This window comes from Streptomyces sp. NPDC033136, assembly GCF_055578235.1.
In genome coordinates this window covers 276,973-299,490 of sequence record NZ_JBVIPD010000009.1, presented here as the reverse complement: position 1 = coordinate 299,490, position 22,518 = coordinate 276,973, and the positions used below count along the sequence as shown (strand labels likewise).

Here is a 22,518-nt window from a genome sequence, read left to right as displayed (position 1 = left end):
CGGAACGTGCCGTGCGGCCGCTTCGGCGTGCCCTCCGAGCGCGGGAAGAACTCGTACCAGGACCCGTACAGCGCCCGTTCCCGCTCGACGAGCAGGGGCAGCGGCTCGCTGCTGGTCACCAGGTCCCGCAGCGGATACCGGGCCAGGACCGCGTCCACCTCCGGCGTCAACGCCGCCGCCAGCCGCGCCGCCGCGGGACGGCTCTCGTCCCGCAGCGCGTCGACAGCGGCCAGGATCACGTCCCGCGGTCCCTCCTCCTCGGGCACACCGGCGGCGGCCCGCTCGTACAGACGCGCGCCCTCCTCCAGGACGACGTCCGTGTCCATGCCCGCCGGGATCTTGATCTGTGCGTGGTGACGCCAGGTGCTGACCGGGTCCCCCCATGCCTCCACGCTGAACGTCCACAGGCCGGGTTCCCCGGCGGTGACCGTGGCACCCCACCGGTCCGTCCCGGGCGCCAGCTCCCGCATCGGCGTCCACGGCCCGGGGCGGCCCCCGGGGTCCCGCAGGACGGCGTTGGCGGCGACCGCGTCGTGCCCCTCCCGGAACACGGTCGCCGAGATCTCGAAGGTCTCGCCGGTCACGGCCTTGGCCGGCCGTCGTCCGTGCTGGACGACCGGGCGGACATCGAGAACGGGTATGCGTCCGACGGCGGTCGCGTCACCCGCGGGGGGTGCTGGCGGGACCGGCGGACCGGTCTCGGCCGGGCCCGCGGGGCGTGCTTCGCCGCCGGGCGCGCGCGCCCCGGTGGTACGGCGGCTGGGGGGTGCTGGCGACTGGTGCTTGGCGGGCATGACCGCTCCTGTCCGCGTCAACGTGGGTGGGCGGATGACTGTGGGGAGGTGGGTCCTGCGTGGTGCTCCTGAGAGGGGTACCCGCAGGAGCCTTCCCACCCTATTCGGGTAGGCAATCCGGCACTTTGTTAACTACTCACGCGTATGTCGACACACAAGTCCGGCCTCGTCCCCGACGGACGAGGCCGGCCCTGCGGCATGGCCGCTCCTTCGCCCTACCCGCGCGGCACCCGCAGGAGTTTGTCCGGCGAACCGAGGCCCCGGTCGGAGACCTTCCCGGCCGCCGCCCCGGCGGTCAAGGCCGCTCCGACCTGCGACGGAGCCGCTTTCGGATGATCTGCCAGATAGAGCGCGGCGACGCCGGCGGCGTGCGGAGCCGCCATCGACGTACCCGAGAAGGTGGCCCAAGCGGTGTCGCTCGCGCGGGACGCGGAGGTGATTCCGACGCCCGGGGCGAACAGATCGAGGGCCCGGCCGTGGTTGGAGAAGGCCGGTTTCGCATCCCTGCGGTCGGTCGCGCCGACCGTGATCGCCTGCCGGACGGCCCCCGGGGAGTACAGACCGGCCGGCCTGCCGTCGTTGCCCGCGGCGACCGTGTAGGTCACTCCGGAGGCGATGGAGGCGCGGACGGCGGCGTCCAGCCGCGCGTTGCGGGGGCCGCCCAGGCTGAGGTTGGCGACCGCGGGCTTCCTCGCGTGCCGGGTCACCCAGTCGATCCCGGCGATCACCCGGGCCGTGGTGCCCGCTCCCGCGGCGTCGAGGACGCGCACCGAGACGACCCGGGCCTTCCTGGCGACGCCGTGGGTCCGCCCGGCTACCGTGCCGGCGACGTGCGTGCCGTGGCCGTTGGCGTCCGAGGCCGCCTTGTCGTCCCCGACGAAGTCCCAGCCGTGGACCGCCCGGCCGCCGAAGTCCCGGTGGCTGGTCCGGACGCCGGTGTCGATCACGTACACCGTCACCCCGGCGCCTGCGGAACCGGGCCAGGTGTAGCTCCCGTCCAGCGGCAGTTTCGGCTGGTCGACGCGGTCCAGCCCCCAGGACGGCGGGTTGCGCCGGGTGCCGTCGAGCCGGACGCGGGTGTCCTGGACGACCGAGGCGACCCGGGGGTCGGCGGCCAGCCACCGGGCCCGTCTCTCGTCGGCCCGGACCGCGTAGCCGTTCAGGACCGTGCCGTAGGTGTGGCTGATCTCCACCCCGTACTTCTTGGCGAGGTCCTTTCCGGCCGCCGACCGGGCCCCCGTGCCCTCCCTCAGCGTCACCAGGTAACCGCCGTGCACGGCGCCGGGTCCTCCGGCGCCGGGTATCCGCCCCTCCGGTACGGCGTGCGCGGGCAGGGTGGTGGCCGAAAACGCCGCGGCGCAGACCGCCGCGGTCAGGCTCCCCGCCCGGCGCAGACGCCGTATGCGTGTCCGTGCCATGGTCCGAGTTCCCCTCCTCGACTCGGCGTACGGCCGCCGTGCGGCGCCGCGTGCGGCGGGCGCGGGCCGGTACGCCAGGTGCAGCCTCTCGTGACGTGCGAAGCGCCACAAGGACGCCTATGGGGGTGGAATCGGCCATATCCGTGGATGGTGCTGTTCAGGCCGATCGGGCGGCCGGTGGCGGAGCCTCAGCGGAGGCGGCACCGACGCCGGTACTGTCGTAAGGGAACGTCGGCGCGGCCCCGCGCCGAAGCCCCGCGTCGAGCCCCGCGTCAAAGCCCAGCGTCATCCAGCGACGAGGTGGAAAGTGAAGGCGATCCGTCGATTCACCGTCCGGCCCGTTCTCCCCGAACTCCTTCGGCCCCTCAGCGATCTGGCCCGCAACCTGCGCTGGTCGTGGCATGCGGAGACCCGTGACCTGTTCCAGTCCGTCGATCCCGAGCGCTGGGCCGCCTCCGGCGGCGACCCGGTGCGGCTGCTGGGCAGCGTGCCGCCCGCGCGGCTGGCGGAGCTGTCCGGGGACCGCCGTTTCCTGGACCGCCTCGCCGCGGTCTCCAGAGACCTGCACGACTACACGACCGGCGACCGCTGGTACCAGTCCCAGCCCGACGGTCTTCCGGCCGCCATCGCCTACTTCTCACCCGAGTTCGGCATCACCGCCGCCCTGCCGCAGTACTCCGGCGGCCTCGGCATCCTGGCCGGCGACCACCTGAAGGCGGCCAGCGACCTCGGCGTCCCGCTGATCGGCGTCGGCCTGCTCTACCGCCACGGCTACTTCCGCCAGACCCTGTCCCGGGACGGCTGGCAGCAGGAGCACTACCCCGTCCTCGACCCGAACGAGCTGCCCGTGGTCCAGCTCGAGGAGGCCGACGGCACGCCCGCACAGGTCGCCCTCGCCCTGCCCGGCGGCAGGCAACTGCACGCCCGGATCTGGCTGGCGCAGGTCGGCCGGGTCCCGCTGCTGATGCTGGACTCCGATGTCGAGGAGAACGACCTCGGCGAGCGCGGCGTGACCGACCGGCTCTACGGCGGCGGCAGCGAGCACCGGCTGCTCCAGGAGATGCTCCTCGGTATAGGAGGGGTCAGGGCGGTACGGACGTACTGCCGGCTGACCGGCCACCCCGAGCCGGAGGTGTTCCACACCAACGAGGGACACGCCGGGTTCCTCGGCCTGGAACGCATCGCCGAACTCTGCGCTCAGGGCCTCGACTTCGACTCGGCGCTGGAGGCGGTCCGCGCGGGCACGGTCTTCACCACCCACACGCCCGTCCCGGCCGGCATCGACCGCTTCGACCGCGAGCTGGTCGCCCGCCACTTCGGCCCCGAGGCCGAGCTGCCCCGCATCGACGTCGAGCGCGTCCTCCGGCTCGGCATGGAGACCTACCCCGGCGGTGAGCCCAACCTGTTCAACATGGCCGTGATGGGCCTGCGCCTGGCCCAGCGCGCCAACGGCGTCTCCCTGCTGCACGGCAACGTCAGCCGGGAGATGTTCTCCGGCCTGTGGCCAGGCTTCGACCCCGACGAGGTGCCGATCACGTCCGTGACCAACGGGGTGCACGCACCGACCTGGGTCGCCCCCGAGGTGTTCCGGCTCGGCGCCCGGCAGATCGGCGCGCGGCGCGCGGAGGACGCGCTGAGCGTCGGCGGCTCGGACCGCTGGGACGCGGTGGCCGACATCCCCGATACGGACATCTGGGAGCTGCGGCGGGGCTTGCGCGAGCAGCTCGTGACCGAGGTGCGGGAGCGGCTGCGGGCCTCCTGGCGGCAGCGCGGCGCCCATACGGCCGAACTGGGCTGGATCGACGGCGTGCTCGACCCGGACGTCCTCACCATCGGCTTCGCCCGGCGCGTCCCGTCGTACAAGCGCCTTACGCTCATGCTGCGCGACCGCGACCGGCTGATGGACCTGCTGCTGCACCCCGAGCGGCCGGTGCAGATCGTCGTGGCGGGCAAGGCGCATCCCGCGGACGACGGCGGGAAGCGGCTGGTGCAGGAGCTGGTGCGGTTCACGGACGATCCACGGGTGCGGCACCGGATCGTGTTCCTGCCGGACTACGGCATGGGGATGGCGCAGAGGCTCTACCCCGGCTGTGACATCTGGCTGAACAACCCGCTCAGGCCGCTGGAGGCCTGCGGCACCTCCGGGATGAAGGCGGCGCTCAACGGCTGTCTCAACCTGTCCGTCCTCGACGGATGGTGGGACGAGTGGTTCCAGCCGGACTTCGGCTGGGCCATCCCCACCGCCGACGGCGTCGGGACCGACCCGGACCACCGCGACGACATAGAGTCCGCGGCGCTGTACGACCTGCTGGAACAGCGGGTGACGCCCCGCTTCTACGAGCGGGGGCACAGCGGCCTGCCCGACCGGTGGATCGAGATGGTCCGGCACACGCTGAGCGTGCTCGGGCCCAAGGTGCTGGCCGGGCGGATGGTCCGGGAGTACGTCGAGCGGCTCTACGCGCCGGCGGCCCTCGCCCATCGCTCGATGGACCCGGATGCCGCGCGGGATCTCGCCGAGTGGAAGGCGCGGGTGCGGACGGAGTGGCCGGGGGTCACCGTCGACCATGTGGAGACGTCCGCGTCCGCGGCACTGGCGGAGCTGGGCACGACGCTGGGGCTGCGGGTGCGGGTGGGTCTCGGCGCTCTCGGGCCCGACGATGTCGAGGTGCAGGTGGTGTCGGGCCGGGTGGACGAGGAGGACCGGATCGGTGACGCGGCGGTCGTGCCGCTGAAGCCGGCGGGCTCTCCCGACCAGGACGGGCGCTGGGTGTATGAGGGGCCCTTGTCACTGGATCGCACCGGGCCTTTCGGGTACACGGTGCGGATCCTTCCCGCGCATCGGCTGCTGGCTTCGAGTGCGGAGCTGGGGCTTGTGGCCGGGCCGTCCGAGGAGTTGGTGGAGGCTGCGGGGGTGCTGATGCGGTGAGTGCCGTCCGCCCCTAGGGGGTTTCTGAAGCCCCCTAGGCTCAATGCCGTTCGGTTAAGGGTTCGACTGGTGGCGCAACGTTCGGCGTTTCGGCTGGTGATACGGGTGCAGCCCTTGTAGTGGTTCTCGGGTCCGCCAAGACTCGTGTTCCTCTACAAGGGCTGCAGTGTCCGATTCTGTCATTACGCATGCTCCTGGCGCCTTGGCCGTGGGGCACCTGGGCGAGTTGACCCAGGTTGTTCCGTTCGAGCTCGTCGACGAGGCACTCGCCTGCGCGGGCGGTCTGCAGCATCGGATGCGGCGGCTGCCGTCCCGGGTGGTGGTCTACCTCCTCCTGGCAGGCGCGCTGTTCACCGGGCAGGGCTGGGCCCGGGTGTGGTCTCACCTGACCGCCTCGCTCCCTGTGCCGCTGACCCCACCGGCACCTTCGTCGATCACGGCTGCGATGCGACGGGTCGGCCCCAAGCCGCTGAAAGCACTGTTCGACCTGGTCAAAGGGCCCGCAGCGGTGACCGCGACACAGGTGACACGGTTCGCGGACAGGCTGGTGGTCGCGATCGACGGCACCCAGATACCGCTGCCGGACACGCCCGCGAACCTGTCGGTGTTCCCCAAGGCGAAAGCCGGGCCGAACGGGCCGGCCGGTTACCCGATGCTGCGGCTGGTCGCGCTGGTGGCCTGCGGAACCAGAACACTCCTGGACGCGGTCTTCGGCACCGACGCCACCGGCGAGCTGACCTACGCCGGTGACCTGGTCACCACCGCGGGCCGGACCGGAACGCTCCGGCCCGGAATGCTGCTGCTCGGTGACCGAACCTCTCGGCCACCGCCTTCGTGAGCACGCTCGCCTCCACCGGCGCGGACTTCCTCATCCGCGCCAAGACCCACAGCACAGCGCTCAAGCTGCCGGTCCTGCGCCGTCTGCCCGACGGCACGTTCCTGTCCCGCGTCGGCGAGGTCACCGTCCGCGTCATCGACGCCCACATCACCCTCGCCCCCGCCGACGGTGCCGATGAGCGCCCGGTCACCCGGAGCACCTACCGGCTCGTCACCAGCCTGCTCGACCCCGATGAGGCATCCGCGACCGGCCTGGTCAGGCTTTACCACGAGCGCTGGGAGATCGAGACCAGCTACTGCGAACTGAAATCGACCATCCTCGGCGGAAGAGTCCTGCGCGGACGCCACCCGGCGGCCGTCGCCCAGGAGACCTGGGCGCTCCTGGTCGCCTACCAGGTGTTACGCACCGCGATGAGTGACGCTGTCCTGCACCGGCCCGACATAGACCCCGACCGTGCCGCATTCACCATCGCGCTGAACACGGCACGTGACCAGATCACCCGCGCCGCCGGCATCATTTCCCACACCCACGTCGACCTCGTCGGCCGGATCGGCGCCGCGCTACTCAACGATCTCCTGCCCGCCCGCCGGGACCGGACCCGGCCCCGCGTGAAGAAGCGAGCGATCAGCTCCAAGTACCGCGCCATCGGCCCCGACATCGACCACCGAACCCACAGGACCACCATCCAGATCGAGCACAACCCCTTACCAAGCCCGCCAGACGGCTAACCGAACGGCATTGCCCCTAGGCTTCCGCACCACCCTGGGTCGCAAGGTTGCGTAGGACACTGCCGCACCTGCGCGCGTACGCGTGCTGGACCCCTCTGGTCGCCGGGCCGCCCGCCCTGGCGTACCACTTGGCCGCGCGGCTGAAGGCGTTCACCGTCAGCCAGACGGTGCCGTCTCCCGTGCGGTCGACGACGAAGGACTCCTCGCCGCTCTCCGGGTGGCCGGGCAACGTGCCGTAGGCCCAGCCGGCGCGGCGGGGTTCCTCCACCGTCCACACCACGCGGCACGGGGCCTTGATCATGCCGGCCAGAGTGACGGTGACGTCCACGCCGGGGGCCGCGCGGTCCGAGGCCGCGTCGATGCCCACGCCCATGGCCCGGTGCATCTCCCAGGTGAGGACCGCCTCGGACGCACGGCGGAAGACCTCCTCACCCTCGCCGAGACGGGTGCGCACGTTCATGCGATGGAAGCCCGGCGGGCAGAAGGCCTGGTCGCGCGAGGCGCCGACGTCGGCGTAGGTGAACTCCTCCGAAGACATGGTCCCCAAGAGTAGGGCGGTACCCGGACCCGCCTTCGGTCCGGGTACCGCCCGCAGGTCGTGCTTCGGTCAGCCGACGTTGACGGCGGACCAGGCGGACGCGACCGCCTTGTACTCGGTGCTGTTCGCGCCGTACAGCGCCGAGGCCGCGTTCAGGGTCGCCGTGCGGGCGCCCGCGTACTTGGTCGTCGACGTCATGTACGTGGTGAGCGCCTTGTACCAGATCTGGAGCGCCTTGGTGCGGCCGATGCCGGTGACCGTGGAGCCGTTGGAGGTGGGCGAGTCGTAGGCCACGCCGTTGATCGTCTTCGAGCCGCTGCCCTCGGACAGCAGGTAGAAGAAGTGGTTGGCGGGGCCGGAGGAGTAGTGGACGTCCAGGCTGCCGAGGCCGGCGGACCAGGCGTCGGCGGATTCGCCGTCCTTGCTGGGCTTGTCCATGTAGCGCAGCGGGGTGCCGTCGCCGTTGATGTCGATCTTCTCGCCGATGAGGTAGTCGCCGGCGTCGGAGGCGTTGTCGGCGTAGAACTCCGCGCCCGCGGCGAAGATGTCGCTGGTCGCCTCGTTCAGACCGCCGGACTCGCCGCTGTAGGTGAGGCGCGCCGTGGCCGACGTCAGACCGTGGCTCATCTCGTGCGCGGCCACGTCGAGCGAGGTCAGCGGGTTGGCGTTGCCTGCGCCGTCGCCGTAGGTCATGCAGAAGCAGCCGTCCGACCAGAAGGCGTTGGCGAAGTTGTTGCCGTAGTGGACGCGCGAGTAGGCGGCCTTGCCGTCGTTCCTGATGCCGTTGCGGCCGAAGGTGTTCTTGTAGAAGTCCCAGGTCACCTGGGCGCCGTAGTGGGCGTCGGCGGCGGCGGTCTCCAGGTTGGCCGGATCGCCGTTGCCCCAGATGTCGTCGGAGCCGGAGAAGAGGGTGCCGGTGCCGGAGGTGCGGCGGTTGAGGTTGTACGTCCTGTTGCCGCCGCGCGTGCCGTCCGTGAGGGTGTACGACGACCCGGACCTGGTCGTGCCGAGGTCGACCTCGCCGCTGTACGTGGTGTGGCCCGTGCCGGTCTCGATGCCCTGGTACTCGTAGAGCTTCTTTCCGGTGGCGGCGTCGGTGATGACGTGCAGTTCGTTCGGGGTGCCGTCCTCCTGGAGGCCGCCGACGACCGTCTCGTAGGCGAGGGTGGGCTTGCCGTCGGCCGCCCAGATCACCTTGCGGGGCGCCGAGCCGGCCTCGGTCTCCTCCGAGCCGGCCGCCTTGGCGAGGGTCACGGCCTGCTTCTCCGCCTTGGCGGCGGTGACGGCGGGCTTGAGCGAGGGAACCTCGAGCTTCGCCTTCGTCGCTCTGGTGACGCCCTGGGGCGCGCCGGACTTCGACTCGTGCACCACGAGGTCGCCGCCGAGGACCGGCAGGCCCGCGTAGGTGCGCTCGTAGCGGGTGTGGACCGTGCCGTCGGCGTCCTTCACGACGTCCCTGACGACCAGCTTCTCCTGAGCGCCGAGGCCTATCGCGTCGGCGGTCTTCGGGGCGTCCGCCTGCTGCTCCTGGATGAGCGCGGTGCGGGCGGGCGCGGAGAGCAGGACGGGCGCGGCGGCCAGGGCCGGCTTGCTCGCGGAATCGGCGGCGACGCTGCTGCCGGAGGTCAGGCCGGTGGTGAGCAGGGCGCCGGCCGCGACGGTGGTGGCGATGGCCAGCGTGGCGCGCTTGCGACGCGCGTAGAGGGGGGTGGTCACACAAGCTCCTAGGTGTGGGGGAGTTGCTGTGGTGCTGTGCGGCGGGTGGGGGAAGAGTGACACCTAGGACGCGTACATGTCAGGAGCGTTGTGTGATGTTGGCCGGAAAACGACGACGAGGTGTACGTCCCTGCCGCGTGAAGCGGGCGCCGCTCCGGGGGATTCGAACCCACCGGGGCGACGCCCTGACTTGAGGCAGCGGCCCACCACGGCCTGCCGGCCGGGGATCTGCGGGCCTACCGGCCTGCGGGCCTACCGGCCTACGGGCCTACGGGCCTACGGGCCTACAGGAAGGTGAGCTTCCAGCTGTTGATGTAGCCGGTGTCGCGGGCCGCGTTGTCCTGGACCCGCAGCTGCCACACACCGTTGGCGGCCTCGGAGGAGGCGTTCACCGTGTACGTGGTGCTGAGGTTGTCCGCGCTGCCGCCGGTGCCGTAGCCCTTCAGCGTGTACGCCGTGCCGTCGGGGGCGACCAGCTGCACCCGGAGGTCACCGATGTAGGTGTGGACGATGTCCACGGCGACCTGGAGGTCGGAGGGCGCGTTGCCCGTCCGGCCGGAGACGGTGACCGACGAGGTGACCGCCGCTCCCCGGTCGGGGATCGCCACGTCGGCGGTGTTCTCGAAGGACGTGCCCCCGCCGCCTCCGCCGCCGGAGCGGGCGCCGACGTTCACGCCCGCCCACGCGTCCTGGACCGCCTTGTACTCGGCGCTGTCGGTGCCGTACAGCTCGCCGGTGGCCGCGAGGGTGCCGGTGCGGGCGCCCGCGTAGTTGGTGGTCGAGGTGAACTTGGTGGTCAGCGCGCGGAACCAGATCTTCTCCGCCTTGTCCCGGCCGATGCCGGTGACCGGCAGGCCGTCCGAGGTGGGCGAGTCGTAGGTGACACCGTTGATGGTCTTGGTGCCGCTGCCCTCGCTCAGCAGGTAGAAGAAGTGGTTCGCGGGGCCCGAGGAGTAGTGCACGTCGATCGAGCCGATGCCCGAGTACCAGGCGTCCTTGGACTTGCCGTCCTTGCTGGGCTTGTCCATGTAGCGCAGCGGCGTGCCGTCGCCGTTGATGTCGATCTCCTCGCCGATGAGGTAGTCGCCGACGTCGGAGGCGTTGTCGGCGAAGAACTCGACGGTCGCGGCGAAGATGTCGCTGGTCGCCTCGTTCAGACCGCCGGATTCGCCGGAGTAGTTGAGGCCCGCGGTGTTGGAGGTGAGCCCGTGGGTCATCTCGTGCGCGGCCACGTCGATCGACGTCAGCGGGTTGGCGTTGCCCGCGCCGTCGCCGTAGGTCATGCAGAAGCAGCCGTCCGACCAGAAGGCGTTGGCGAAGTTGTTGCCGTAGTGGACCCGGGAGTACGCGGCCACGCCGTCGCCGCGGATGCCGCTGCGGCCGTGCACGTTCTTGTAGTAGTCCCACGTCAGCGCGGCGCCGTAGTGGGCGTCCGCGGCGGCCGACTCCAGGTTGGAGGGGCTGCCGTCGCCCCAGACGTCGTCGGAGCCGGAGAAGAGCGTGCCGGTGCCGGAGGTGCCGCGGTTGAGGTTGTACGTCCTGTGGTTGCCGCGGGCGCCGTCGGTGAGGTTGTACGCGGAACCGGACCGGGTGGTGGTGAGGTCGACCGTGCCGGAGTACACCGTGTTGCCGGTGCCGGTCTCGATGGCCTCCCACGCGTACAGCTTCTCGCCGCTGGTGGCGTCGGTGACGACGTGCAGTTCCTGCGGGGTGCCGTCGTGCTGGAAGCCGCCGACGACCGTCTCGTAGGCCACGACGGGCTTGCCGTTCCCTGCCCAGATCACCTTGCGGGGCTCGCGGTTGATGCCGGGGTTCCTGGCCTCGTCGGCCTTGCCGGCGGACAGGGCCTGCTGCCGGGCCTTCGCGGCGGGCAGCGCGGTCCTCGTCGTGGCCGGCTTGATGGCGGCGCGGGTGGCCTTCACGACGGCCGCGGTGGCGTCCGCCTTCGTGCTCTCCACGACCAGGTCGCCGCCGAGGACCGGCAGGCCGTCGTAGGTGCGCTCGTAGCGTGTGTGCACGGTGCCGTCGCGGTCCTTCAGGACGTCACGGACGACCAGCTTCTCCTTGGCGCCCAGGCCCAGGTCCTTCGCGGTCTCCGCCTTGGCGGCGTCGGCCTCGCGGAGCAGCGCGGCGCGCTGGGCTGGGGTGAGCCTGACCGACTCCGAGCCGGGGTTCGCCTTGCTCGCGGCCGACGGTGCCTTCTCCGGGGCAGCGGTGGCGGTGCCGCTCTGCACGGCGGCGGCGATCAGCGCGGCGACGCCGGCGAGGGCCACGGCCGCGGTGCGGCGGGGGGTGTGGGGAGTGCGTCTGTGGGAGGTGCTTCTTCGCGAGGAACTGCTTCTCAACACGGACTCCTTCTGCGGGACCGGGGATCGCCCGGCCTGGGGAGGTGGAGGTGGCGCTGTGGGGTTGCTGCGCAGCAGTCGTGGGAAGCGTGGCAGGGGAGCGCGCTTTCTGTCAGGACCGCGTCAAGAGTATGGCCGGAAACGGTTCGTTGACCGGAAGTTCACGTTCGTTATACGGACGCCTCACTCTCGTCCGGCCTGTCCCCGTGCCAGGAGTGCCACAGCGCCGCGTAGGCTCCGCCCGCCGCCACCAGCTCGTCGTGCGTGCCGAGTTCGGTCAGCCGGCCGTCCTCCAGCACGGCCACCCGGTCGGCGTCGTGCGCGGTGTGCAGCCGGTGCGCGACGGCGATGACGGTGCGCCCTTCCAGGACGGCGGCCAGGGCCCGCTCGGTGTGCCGGGCGGTCGTCGGGTCGAGCAGCGCGGTCGCCTCGTCGAGGATCAGCGTGTGCGGATCCGCCAGCACCACCCGTGCCAGGGCCAGTTGCTGGGCCTGCGAGCCGTCCGTACGGCAACCGCCCTGACCCAGCGCGGTGTCCAGGCCCCGCGGCAGCTCCCGCACCCAGGCGTCGGCGCCGACCACGGCCAGCGCTTCCCACAACTCCTCGTCCGTGGCCTCCGGTTCGGCGATCCGCAGGTTGTCGCGGACCGAGCCGAGGAACACATGGTGCTCCTGGGTGACCAGCACGACCTGGCGGCGCAGCCGCTCCGGCCCGAGCCCGACGACGGGCACACCGCCGACCGTCACCGAGCCGGCCGACGGCGCGTCGACGCCCGCCATCAGCCGGCTCAGCGTGGTCTTGCCGGCGCCGGAGGGCCCGACCATGGCCAGCCGCTCCCCGGGCCGTACCGTCAGGTCGACGCCACGCAGCACCTCCACGCCCCCCTCGTACGCATAACGCACACCGGTGACGTCGATGCGGTCGCCGTCCGGATCCGGGCACTCGCCCTCCCCGGCGGCCCGCGGTGCCCGGGCCAGCCCCTCCACCCGGGCGAACGAGGCGCCGCTGCTCTGGAGTTGCTCGACCCGCATCAGGATCTCGTCCAGCGGTCCGCTCAACTGGTGGAGATACAGGGCCGCCGCCACGACCGCCCCGAGGCTCATCGAGCCGGAGGCGTGCAGCGCCCCGCCGATCACCAGCACCCCGGCCACCGGGACGGCGTACGACGCGTCCACCGCCGGGAAGAACACCGTGCGCAGGAACAGCGTGTGGAAGCGGGTACGACGGGACGTCTCCAGTGCCTCCCTGCTCGCGGCGGTACGTTGCGTCCGGAGCCGGAACGCCTCCACCGTGCGCGCCCCGGCCGCGGTCGCCGCGAGGATCTCCGCGACGTCCGAGCCGGCCGCGCCCTCGGCGAGGTAGCCGTCCCGGGCCCGACGCAGGTACCAGCGCAACGCGAGCCAGATCGGCGTCAGGCCGAGCACGCCGAGGGCGCCGAGCAGCGGGTCCAGCAGGAACACCGCGCCGACCAGGAACAGCGCCTGCACGAGGTTGATGAGGAGGATCGGACCGGCGTCCCGCAGCGTGTTGCCCACGGTCGTGACGTCCGAGGTGCCGCGGGCCGTCAGGTCGCCGGTGCCGGCGCGTTCCACGACCGAGGCGGGCAGGGCGAGGGCCCGGTCGACGAACCGTTCCCGTACGCGCGCCAGGGTGCGTTCGCCGAAACGGTGGCCGAGGTAGCGGGCCCAGCGGGTGAGGAACAACTGGGCGAGGGCGCAGAGCAGGAGAACGAGGGCCAGCCGGTCCACGGCGGCGACGCCCCGTCCGGCACGGACGTCGTCGATCATCCGGCCCAGCAGCCAGGGCCCTGCCAGACCGGCCACGGCGGCCAGGGCGTTGAGGCCGAGGACGGCGGTGAAGGCCCGGGGGTCCGCCCGTACGAGGTGCAGCAACGCCCGTCGGACGTCCGCCCGTTCGGCCACGGGGAGGTGTCCGCGGTTCATCGGGCGGCCTCCTCGGTGTCCCTGGCGACGAGGGCGCGGTAGCCGGGGACCGTGCCGAGCAGTTCGTGGTGGCTGCCCGAGGCCGCCACCTTGCCGTCGACCAGGTAGTGGACGGTGTCCGTGCGGTCCAGGACGAGGGGAGAGGTGGTGGTCACGACCGTGGTGCGACCGTGCCGGGCCGTTCTGAGACGGTCGGCGACGGTGGCTTCGGTGTGGGCGTCGAGGGCGGAGGTGGGCTCGACGGTGAGGAGGATCTCCGGGTCGGCGAGGAGGGCTCTGGCCAGCCGGATGCGCTGGCGCTGGCCGCCGGAGAGGTTGCGGGCCTGGGCGTCCATGGGGGTGGCCAGGCCGTGGGGGAGGGCTTGGACGATGTCTTCGGCGGCGGCGGTGTGGAGCGCCGTCCGTGTCGCCGTGTGGTGTGGTGTGGCGTCTGCGGGTGCGTCGTGGCTTTTCGCGCCCCGCGGCGGAGCCGCGGATCGACACCGCCCCGATCCCCTCAAGGGCCCGATCATGTCCTGGAGAGTTCCTGCGAACAGGTCGGACTCGTGGTTGGCCAGCAGAATGTGTTCCCGGACCTGGGGGAGCGCGATGTCGTCCAGGCGCACTCCGCCCCAGGTCGCGTCCGAGGGGGTGTAGCGGGCGAGGCGGTCCACTACCGCCACGGCGTCGGCCGGGTGCTCCGCGACCAGGGCCGTCAGGCGGCCGGGTCGGACGCGCACGCCGGACTCGGGGTCGTACAGGGCCGACGGCTCGGCCGGGGCGTCTCGCGATCCGGTGTCCGGCATCGGCTCCAGCCGCAGGAAACGTACGACGCGTCGCGCGCACACCAGGCCGCGGCTGATCTGGTACCCGCACTCGACCCAGAAGGCCACCGGCCTCACCAGCATCGCCACATAGCCGTACACCGACACCAACTGCCCCACGGTGATGTCCCCGCGCGCGGCCAGCCGGGCCGCCGGCCACGTCACCCCGGCCAGGAACAGCGTCGGCAGCCCGATCCCGAGCGCCTGCACCCAGCTGGTCACCACGCCGACCCGGTACCCCTGCTCGCGCAGCCGCTGCGAGTCGCGGCGGAAGGCGTCCGCGACCAGCGTCCTGCCGCCCAGTCCGGCGAGGACCCGCAGACCGCCCGCCAGGTCGCCGATCCGCGCGGTCAGCACGCCCTGCCGCTCGCGGTACTCCGTCTCGGACCCCTGTAACCGCCCGAGCAGTGGCCCGACGAGCAGGACGATGACCGGGATGCCGAGCAGGACGACCACGGCGATGAGGGGCGAGACCGACACCAGCAGGAGGGCGACCACCAGATAGGCCACGACCGCGCCGATGCCGGGGCCGATGACCGTCAGCGAATGGCTGATCGTCTGCACGTCGCCGACGCCGATGGTGACGACCTCACCGGCGCCCGTCTGCCGTGACAGGGCGGAGCCCAGCCGTACCGCCTGGCCCACGACGACCTTCACCGTGCGGAAGTTGGCGTCCATACGGACGCGGGTCATGGTGCGGTGGCGCATGATGCTCAGCCAGGCGTTGAACGCGCCCACCGCGAACAGCGCGCCGCTCCAGAACACCAGCGCGCCCATGTCGCCGGGCCCCAGACCGTCGTCGATCGCCCGGGCCATCAGATACGGCGTCGCCGCCAGCAGCACCATCCACACACTGCCGAACATCGCCCCGGCGGCGCACCGGCCGGGCTGCCGGGTGACCAGCCACCACAGGTAGCGGGCGCCGCTCCGGTGGTCGGCTGTGCCAGGGTCCTCGTACGCGTCGATCATCCGCCCGCCCTCCGCCGCCGTCCTACGCCAGACTGTCCCGCCAGGCCCGGTGCAGGTCCGCGAACCTGCCCGTGCCGGCGATGAGTCCGGCCGGTTCGCCGTCCTCGACGATCCGCCCCCGCTCCATCACCAGGACGCGGTCCGCGATCTCCACGGTCGACAGCCGGTGCGCGATCACCACCGCCGTACGGCCCTTCAGCACCGTCGCCATGGCCCGCTGCACCGCGCGCTCGCCCGGGATGTCCAGCGAGCTGGTCGCCTCGTCGAGGATCAGCACCGCCGGGTCGGCCAGCAACGCCCGTGCGAACGCGACCAGTTGCCGCTGACCGGCGGAGATACGGCCACCCCGCTTGCGGACGTCGGTGTCGTAGCCGTCGGGCAGGGCGCTGACGAAGTCGTGCGCGCCGATCTCCTTCGCCGCCTGCTCGATCTCCTCGCGGGTGGCGTCCGGGCGGCCGATCGCGATGTTCTCGGCGACCGTGCCGGAGAACAGGAACGCCTCCTGCGTCACCATCACCACCCCGCGCCGCAGCTCGGGCACGGCCAGGTCCCGAAGGTCGACGCCGTCCAGCAGCACCCGGCCGTCGGAGGGGTCGTAGAACCGGGCCAGCAGCTTGGCCAGCGTCGACTTGCCCGCGCCCGTGGAGCCGACGACCGCGACCGTCTGCCCGGCCGGGAGCGTCAGGTCGAAGCGGGGCAGGATCTCGCCGCCGGTGCGGTAGCCGAAACGGACGCCCTCGAACACCACCTCACGGCCCGGGTGTTCGCTCTTCGGCGGCGGGAGCTGCCGGGGGCTCGACGGCTCGGGCACGGACGGGGTCTGGGCGAGCAGTCCGGCGATCTTCTCCAGGGAGGCCGCCGCCGACTGGTAGGAGTTGAGGAACATGCCGAGCCGGTCGATCGGGTCGTACAGCCGTCGCAGGTACAGCACGGCCGCCGCCAGCACGCCGAGCGCCAGCGTGCCGTCCGCGACCCGGTGGGCGCCCCACAGCACGATCGCCGCGACCGCCGTGTTGGCGACCAGCCGCGAGCCGGTGACGTACCGGGCCATCTCCAGCAGCGCGTCGCCGTTGGTCCGCTCGTGCCGCCGGTTGAGCGCGCCGAAGTCCGCGTCGTTGGCCGCCTCGCGGCGGAAGGCGCGCACCGGGCGGATGCCGTTCATGGTCTCGACGAACTTGACGATGACCGCCGCGATGGCCGTGGACCGCACCCGGTACACCCGCCCCGCCCGCCGCTGGTACACCCGCACCAGGGCGTAGAGCGGCACCAGCGACGCCACCGCCACACCGCCGAGTCCCAGGTCGAGCCAGAGCAGCATCGCCGAGATGTAGACGAACGACAGGATGACCGTCACGAGCTCCTGCAGGCCCTCGTCCAGCAGTTCGCGCAGCGACTCCACGTCCGAGGTGGAGCGGGAGATGAGCCGGCCCGAGGTGTAGCGCTCGTGGAAGTCGACGCTCAGCGCCTGCGCGTGGCGGAAGATCCGGCCGCGCAGATCGAGCAGCACGTCCTGGCTGACACGGGCCGCGGCGGCGACGAAGGCGAACTGCATCCCGCCCGCCGCCAGCGCGCACACCAGATAGCCGGCGGCCACGGCGACCAGCGGCCCGTGGTCCTGCGCCCGGAACGCCGGCACGGCACGGTCGATGGCGTACGCCACGAGCAGCGGGCCGGCCTGCACGACCGCCTGCTGCAGCAGCAGAAGCAGCGTCGTGACCGTGACCCGGGCCTTCAGGGGCGCGAGCAGGGAACGCAGCAGGGCGGCGGTGGCGCCCGGGGGAGTGGGCAGGACGTCCCGGTCGAAGGGGTCGCCGGTGGCGGGGCGTTGCTCGTCGGGCTTCTCGTCCGCCGGTGCCGTGGTGGGCGCCGTCATCGCGCGCTCTCCTTTTCCTCCGACGGTTCTCCGGGCTGTTCTCCCGGCTGTTCCCCTGACGGCTCGCCGGACTGTGCCCCCGACGGCTCTCCGGAGTCTTCCCCGGACATCAAGTGCGCGTACTCGGCGTTCGTGCGCAGCAGTTCGTGGTGGGTGCCGACCGCGGCGATCCGGCCGCCGGACAGCAGGGCGACGCGGTCGGCGAGCAGCACGGTGGAGGGGCGGTGCGCCACGATCAGGGCGGTGGTGTCCGCGAGCACCCGCCGCAGGGCGGCCTCCACGGCGGCCTCGGTGTGCACGTCCAGGGCCGACAGCGGGTCGTCGAGGACGAGGAACTCCGGCTGCCCGACGACCGCTCTGGCCAGGGCGAGGCGCTGGCGCTGGCCGCCGGAGAGGCTGTGGCCCTGCTCGCCGACCCGGGTGTCCGTCCCCTGGGGCAGGGCGTGCGCGAAGTCGGCCTGGGCGACGGCCAGGGCGCGCTCCAGATCGGCCGCCCCGGCGGTGTCCCCGGCCCCCATGAGAACGTTGTCTCCGACCGAGGCCGAGAAGAGCGTGGGTTCCTCGAAGGCCACGGCGACCTTGGCGCGCAGGGCTTCTCGGGAGAGGGCCCTGATGTCGACGCCGTCCAGGGTGATGCGGCCCGAGGTCAGTTCGTACAGGCGCGGGACGAGCGCGGTGAGGGTGGTCTTGCCGCTGCCGGTCGCTCCGACCAGGGCCATGGATTCGCCGGGGCGGATGTGGAGGTCGATGTCCTTCAGGACGGGCGGGGAGTCCGGCGGGGCGTCGGGGTAGCGGAACCCGACGTGGTGGAAGCGAAGTCCGTCGTCCTCGAGCCGCGTCGCACCGGCACCCGCGACAGGCCCCTCGGCCTCCTCGTCCATCACCTCGAAGTACCGCTGCGTCGCCGTCGCCGCCTCCTGGCTCATCGCCAGCAGGAACCCGATCGACTCCACCGGCCACCGCAACGCCAGCGCCGTGGACAGGAACGCCACCAGCGTCCCCGCCGACAACGCCCCGTCGGCCACCTGCACGACCCCCACCACCAGCGCCGCGCCGATCGCCACCTCCGGCAGCGTCACGATGACGCCCCAGATCGTCGCCAGCAGCCGCGCCTTGCGCAGTTCCGTGCCGCGCAGGGTCCGCGACAGGTCCCGGAACGCCCGCGCCTGGCTCCGGTGGTGGCCGAAGCCCTTGATGACGCGGATGCCGAGCACGCTCTCCTCGACGACCGTCGTGAGGTCGCCGACCTGGTCCTGGGCGAGCCGGGCCACCTTGGCGTACCGCTTCTCGAAGATCACACAGGTGACCATGACGGGCACGGCGGGCCCGAGGATCACCAGACCCAGGGTCCAGTCCTGGAGCAGCATGATGACCACGCCGACAAGGATCGTCACACCGTTGACCAGCAGGAACGTCAGCGGGAAGGCGAGGAACATGCGCAGCAGCATCAGGTCCGTCGTCCCCCGGGACAGCAACTGCCCCGAGGCCCACCGGTCGTGGAAGGCGACCGGCAGCCGCTGGAGGTGCCGGTACAGAGCCGCCCGCATGGACGCCTCGACGTGGGACAGCGGACGCGCCACCAGCCAGCGCCGCAGCCCGAACAGCAGAGCCTCCCCGAAGCCGAGCAGCAGCAGGAACAGCGCCCCGAGCCACACCCCGCCCGGGTCCCGGCGGGCGATCGGCCCGTCCACCATCCACTTCAGGACGAGCGGGATCACCAGGCCCACGCAGGACGCGAGGACCGCGACGAACGCGGCGGTGAACAGCCGCGCCCGCACGGGCCGCACGTACGGCCACAGGCGCAGCAGCGTGCGCACGGCGGAACGGTCCTGGGCGGGGGCGGGTGTCGTGGCCATCAGCAGTGAGCCTACGGATCGCCACTGACAGTGCCCACCGAGTTTCTGCCCGACCTCCGTCGGCCGTTGGTCCTACGACCTGGGGGTTCGAGGGATCGTACGGCGGCACCGGCAGAGTCGTAGGGCCGCATCAACCGATCGGCTGATGCCCGTTCGAGCGCGACGGCTGATGTGCCGGGCCCCGCCGCGCCGGGACCCTCTTCGTATGCCGACCGCACCCGTCATCGAAGTCACCGAGTTGCGCAAGAGCTACGCCGGCCGTCCCGCCGTCGACGGAGTCTCCTTCGCCGTGGAGGAGGGCGAGATCTTCGGGATCCTCGGCCCGAACGGCGCCGGGAAGACCACCACCGTGGAGTGTGTCGAAGGACTGCGCGTCCCCGACTCCGGCCGGGTCCGCGTCACCGGCCTCGACCCCGTCGCCGAGCACGAGGCCACCCGCCGCGTGCTCGGCGCGCAGCTCCAGGAGAGCGAACTCCAGGCCAAACTCACCGTCCGCGAGGCGCTGGAGCTGTGCAGCGCCTTCTATCCGAGCCCGCTCGACTGGCGGCCCCTCGCCGAACGCCTCGGCCTGACCGCCACGTTGACGACCCGGTTCGCCAAGCTCTCCGGCGGCCAGAAGCAGCGGCTGTTCATCGCGCTCGCCCTGGTGGGCGACCCCCGGGCCGTCGTCCTGGACGAGCTGACCACCGGCCTCGACCCGCGCGCCCGCCGGGACACCTGGGAGCTGATCGAGGACATACGCGCGAACGGCGTGACCGTCCTCCTCGTCACCCATTTCATGGAGGAGGCGCAGCGGCTCTGCGACCGGATCGCGGTGATCGACAAGGGCCGGATGGCCGCCCTGGACACCCCGGCCGGCCTGATCCGCCGCTCGGCGGGCTCCACCGTCATCAGCTTCACCCCGTCCGCCCCCCTGGACGACCGTGACCTGAACGCGCTGCCCGCGCTCGCGTCGGTCGAGTACAGGGACGGTCGCGTCACCCTGTCCGGCACCGACGAGACCGTCAACGCCGTCCTCACCCTCCTCGCCCGCACCCGCGTCACGGCCCACCAGCTCCGGGTCACCGACGCCACCCTGGACGACGCGTTCCTCGACCTCACGAAGGAGGCGGCGGCATGAGCACGGCCCTCGTCACACCGCTGTACTGAAAAGCGAGATCCGCCTCTTCCGCCGGGAGCCCGGCAGCCTCTTCTGGATCCTGAGATCGCCCGCGAACTGTTCATCAGCGAGGCGACCGTGAAGACCCACCTCACCCACCTCTACGCCAAGCTCGGCGTCAAGGACCGCGCGGCGGCGGTGGCGGTGGCGTACGACCGGGGGATCCTAGGCTGACCGGGGTTCAGCCCGCCACCCGCAGCAACAGCACCGCCCGCGCCGGCATCGTGATCCCGGTGCCCGCCCGGTGCTCCACCCCCGGCGCCTCCCCCTGTTCCTCCAGACTCGTGTCGACGACCACCTCGTACCGCTCCGCCCACGGCGGTCCCGGCAGCACGACGCTCACCGGCTCCTCGCCCGCGTGCAGGACGGCCAGGAAGCTGTCGTCGAGGATCTGCTCCCCGCGCTCGTCCCGGCCCGGGATGTCCCGGCCGGACAGATACATGCCCAGGGTGGCGGCGGGCGCGTACCAGTCCTGCTCCGTCATCTCCGTGCCCCGGGACGTGAACCAGGCCAGGTCGCGCAGCCCGTCCGCGGTCTGCGCGCGGCCGGAGAAGAAGGCCCGGCGCCGGAGCACCGGGTGCCGGTGGCGCAGCTCGATGAGCCGCGAGGTCAGCTCGAACAGAGCCCGCCAGCCGGGGTCGTCCAGCAGCCCCCAGTCCACCCAGCCGATCTCGTTGTCCTGGCAGTAGGCGTTGTTGTTGCCGCGCTGGGTGCGGCCCAGTTCGTCCCCCGCGACCAGCATCGGCACACCGGTGGACAGCAGCAGCGTGGTCAGCAGGTTCCTGAGCTGGCGCCGCCTCAGCGCCCGTATGCCCTCGTCGTCCGTCTCGCCCTCGGCGCCGCAGTTCCAGGCCCGGTTGTCGTCCGTGCCGTCCCGGTTGCCCTCGCCGTTGGCCTCGTTGTGCTTGTGCTCGTGACTCACCAGGTCGCGCAGGGTGAAACCGTCGTGCGCGGTGATGAAGTTGACGGATGCGTAGGGCCTGCGCCCGCCCCAGGCGTACAGGTCGCTGGAGCCCGACAGGCGGTAGCCCATCTCCCGCACGTCCGGCAGCGCGTGCCGCCAGAAGTCCCGTACGGCGTCGCGGTACCGGTCGTTCCACTCCGTCCACAGCGGCGGGAACGCCCCCACCTGGTAGCCGCCCGAGCCCACGTCCCACGGCTCGGCGATCAGCTTCACCCGGCGCAGTACCGGGTCCTGGGCGATCACCGCCAGGAACGGGGAGAGCATGTCGACGTCGTGCATGGAGCGGGCCAGCGCGGCGGCGAGGTCGAAGCGGAAGCCGTCCACCCCCATCTCCGTCACCCAGTACCGCAGCGAGTCCGTGATCAGGCGCAGCACGTGCGGCTGCACCACGTGCAGGGTGTTGCCGCAGCCGGTGTAGTCGGCGTAGCGGCGGGCGTCGTCCTGGAGGCGGTAGTAGCCGCGGTTGTCGATGCCCTTCAGGGACAGGGTCGGGCCGAGTTCACCCGCCTCGGCGGTGTGGTTGTAGACCACGTCGAGGATGACCTCGATCCCGGCCGCGTGCAGGGCGCGCACCATCCGCTTGAACTCGCCGACCTGCTGGCCGGTCGTGCCGGAGGCCGCGTAGGCCGCGTGCGGGGCGAAGTAGCCGACGGAGTTGTAGCCCCAGTAGTTCCTGAGGCCTCTGCGCAGCAGGTGGTCCTCGTGCGCGAACTGGTGCACCGGCAGCAGCTCCACCGCCGTCACGCCCAGCTTCACCAGGTGCTCGATCGCGGCCGGGTGCGCGAGGCCGGCGTAGGTGCCGCGCAGTTCCCCGGGGATGCCGGGGTGCAGCCGCGTGAAGCCCTTGACGTGCAGCTCGTAGATCACCGAGTCCGCCCACGGCGTCTTCGGGCGCCTGTCGTCGGCCCAGTCGTCGTCATCGTGGACGACGACGCCCTTCGGGACGTACGGCGCCGAGTCCCGGTCGTCGCGCACGGTGTCGGCGACATGCTGCTGCGGCCAGTCGCGGACGTGCCCGTACACCTCCGGCGGCAGACTGCTGTAGTCATTTCCTTCGGCACCGTCGACCGCACGCGCGTACGGGTCGAGGAGCAGTTTCGCCGGGTTCCAGCGGGCGCCCGTCCAGGGGTCCCAGCGGCCGTGCACCCGGTAGCCGTAGCGCTGCCCGGGCAGCACGCCCGGCACGAAGCCGTGCCAGATCTCGTGGGTCAGCTCGGCGAGCCGGACCCGCGACTCCTTGCCCGCCTCGTCGAAGAGGCACAGCTCGACCCCCTCGGCCCCGCCCGCCCACAACGCGAAGTTGGTCCCGGCCACTCCGTCCGGGCCGACCCGGAACCGGGCGCCCAGCGGCGTCGCCGCGCCCGGCCGGGCGGGTACCGGGGGCCGAGGCGCGGTCTGCCGCATGCCGTTCACGGCGGCGGCCTGGCGCCCGTTCTCAGTGGCCTGACGACCGGCCACCGCCTCCTGCTCGGCTGCGCTGGACACCTGTCAGCCTCCCGCGGCTCGTGGGACGACAGGGGACAGAGGGGTGCGGCCTGTGCTGCGGCCAGGGTCGCGGCTCCCCTGCGCGTCGTCCTCCCCACTGTTCTGCCCAGAGCATGGGTCGCACTCACGTTTCCCCGGGGGCGGGCATGGTCGTTTCCCGGGG

Annotated in this window: 14 protein-coding genes and 1 pseudogene; 5 read left to right on the top strand and 10 right to left on the bottom strand. The window is 72.1% G+C overall.

Annotation, left to right across the window (positions count from 1 at the left end):
* Together ACZ5TL_RS19785 and ACZ5TL_RS19780 are read right to left on the bottom strand one after the other, a co-directional pair.
* The coding region (locus tag ACZ5TL_RS19785) for a maltotransferase domain-containing protein (RefSeq protein ID WP_468591226.1) at nucleotides 1-794 on the bottom strand (794 nt) is incomplete at its 3' end.
* A gap of 215 nt (nucleotides 795-1,009) precedes the next feature.
* The gene (locus ACZ5TL_RS19780; protein WP_468591225.1) at nucleotides 1,010-2,212 is read right to left on the bottom strand and encodes a S8 family peptidase; all 1,203 of its coding nucleotides are present in this window, start codon (nucleotides 2,210-2,212) and stop codon (nucleotides 1,010-1,012) included.
* A 307-nt stretch (nucleotides 2,213-2,519) separates the two neighbouring features.
* On the opposite strand from ACZ5TL_RS19780, the gene ACZ5TL_RS19775 reads away from it, so the two are divergent.
* The 3 genes from ACZ5TL_RS19775 to ACZ5TL_RS19765 all read left to right on the top strand — a co-directional run bounded on the left by ACZ5TL_RS19775 (nucleotide 2,520) and on the right by ACZ5TL_RS19765 (nucleotide 6,704).
* Entirely contained in the window at nucleotides 2,520-5,138 is a 2,619-nt protein-coding gene (locus tag ACZ5TL_RS19775) for a glycosyltransferase family 1 protein (protein ID WP_468591223.1), read from the top strand.
* Between the two features lie 226 nt (nucleotides 5,139-5,364).
* Nucleotides 5,365-5,976, top strand: a complete 612-nt coding sequence (locus tag ACZ5TL_RS19770) for a transposase domain-containing protein (protein WP_468591222.1) — start codon at nucleotides 5,365-5,367, stop codon at nucleotides 5,974-5,976.
* On the top strand, nucleotides 5,973-6,704 hold the full coding sequence (locus ACZ5TL_RS19765; protein WP_468591220.1) for a transposase: 732 nt from the start codon (nucleotides 5,973-5,975) through the stop codon (nucleotides 6,702-6,704). Before ACZ5TL_RS19770 ends, ACZ5TL_RS19765 begins: the two co-directional genes overlap by 4 nt.
* 16 nt (nucleotides 6,705-6,720) lie before the next feature.
* Here ACZ5TL_RS19765 and ACZ5TL_RS19760 read toward each other — a convergent pair whose 3' ends face one another.
* From ACZ5TL_RS19760 to ACZ5TL_RS19730, 7 genes are all read right to left on the bottom strand, one after another.
* Complete coding sequence (locus tag ACZ5TL_RS19760; protein WP_468591219.1) at nucleotides 6,721-7,242, bottom strand: DUF1990 domain-containing protein; 522 nt, start codon at nucleotides 7,240-7,242, stop codon at nucleotides 6,721-6,723.
* A gap of 69 nt (nucleotides 7,243-7,311) precedes the next feature.
* A complete protein-coding gene (locus ACZ5TL_RS19755) occupies nucleotides 7,312-8,958 on the bottom strand; it encodes a M4 family metallopeptidase (protein WP_468591217.1) in 1,647 nt (548 codons plus the stop codon).
* A gap of 284 nt (nucleotides 8,959-9,242) precedes the next feature.
* Entirely contained in the window at nucleotides 9,243-11,303 is a 2,061-nt protein-coding gene (locus tag ACZ5TL_RS19750) for a M4 family metallopeptidase (RefSeq protein ID WP_468591215.1), read from the bottom strand.
* 170 nt (nucleotides 11,304-11,473) lie between these two features.
* A complete protein-coding gene (locus ACZ5TL_RS19745; protein ID WP_468591213.1) occupies nucleotides 11,474-13,246 on the bottom strand; it encodes an ABC transporter ATP-binding protein in 1,773 nt (590 codons plus the stop codon).
* Entirely contained in the window at nucleotides 13,243-15,018 is a 1,776-nt protein-coding gene (locus ACZ5TL_RS19740) for an ABC transporter transmembrane domain-containing protein (protein WP_468591211.1), read from the bottom strand. The genes ACZ5TL_RS19745 and ACZ5TL_RS19740 overlap by 4 nt, the downstream gene beginning before the upstream one ends.
* A 22-nt stretch (nucleotides 15,019-15,040) precedes the next feature.
* A complete protein-coding gene (locus ACZ5TL_RS19735; protein WP_468591210.1) occupies nucleotides 15,041-16,891 on the bottom strand; it encodes an ABC transporter ATP-binding protein in 1,851 nt (616 codons plus the stop codon).
* Nucleotides 16,888-18,747: an ABC transporter ATP-binding protein gene (locus ACZ5TL_RS19730; RefSeq protein WP_468591209.1), complete on the bottom strand. Its 1,860-nt coding sequence runs from the start codon at nucleotides 18,745-18,747 to the stop codon at nucleotides 16,888-16,890. Before ACZ5TL_RS19730 ends, ACZ5TL_RS19735 begins: the two co-directional genes overlap by 4 nt.
* 205 nt (nucleotides 18,748-18,952) lie before the next feature.
* On the opposite strand from ACZ5TL_RS19730, the gene ACZ5TL_RS19725 reads away from it, so the two are divergent.
* Together ACZ5TL_RS19725 and ACZ5TL_RS19720 are read left to right on the top strand one after the other, a co-directional pair.
* Complete coding sequence (locus ACZ5TL_RS19725) at nucleotides 18,953-19,867, top strand: ABC transporter ATP-binding protein (protein ID WP_468591208.1); 915 nt, start codon at nucleotides 18,953-18,955, stop codon at nucleotides 19,865-19,867.
* 81 nt (nucleotides 19,868-19,948) lie between these two features.
* Nucleotides 19,949-20,080: pseudogene (locus ACZ5TL_RS19720) on the top strand (response regulator transcription factor); the annotation flags it as partial.
* 7 nt (nucleotides 20,081-20,087) lie between these two features.
* On the opposite strand, the gene glgX reads toward ACZ5TL_RS19720, so the two are convergent.
* Nucleotides 20,088-22,355 carry a glycogen debranching protein GlgX gene (gene glgX, locus ACZ5TL_RS19715; RefSeq protein WP_468591207.1) on the bottom strand — a complete coding sequence of 756 codons (2,268 nt, stop codon included), beginning with the start codon at nucleotides 22,353-22,355 and terminating at the stop codon, nucleotides 20,088-20,090.
* Between the last annotated feature and the right edge of the window lie 163 nt (nucleotides 22,356-22,518).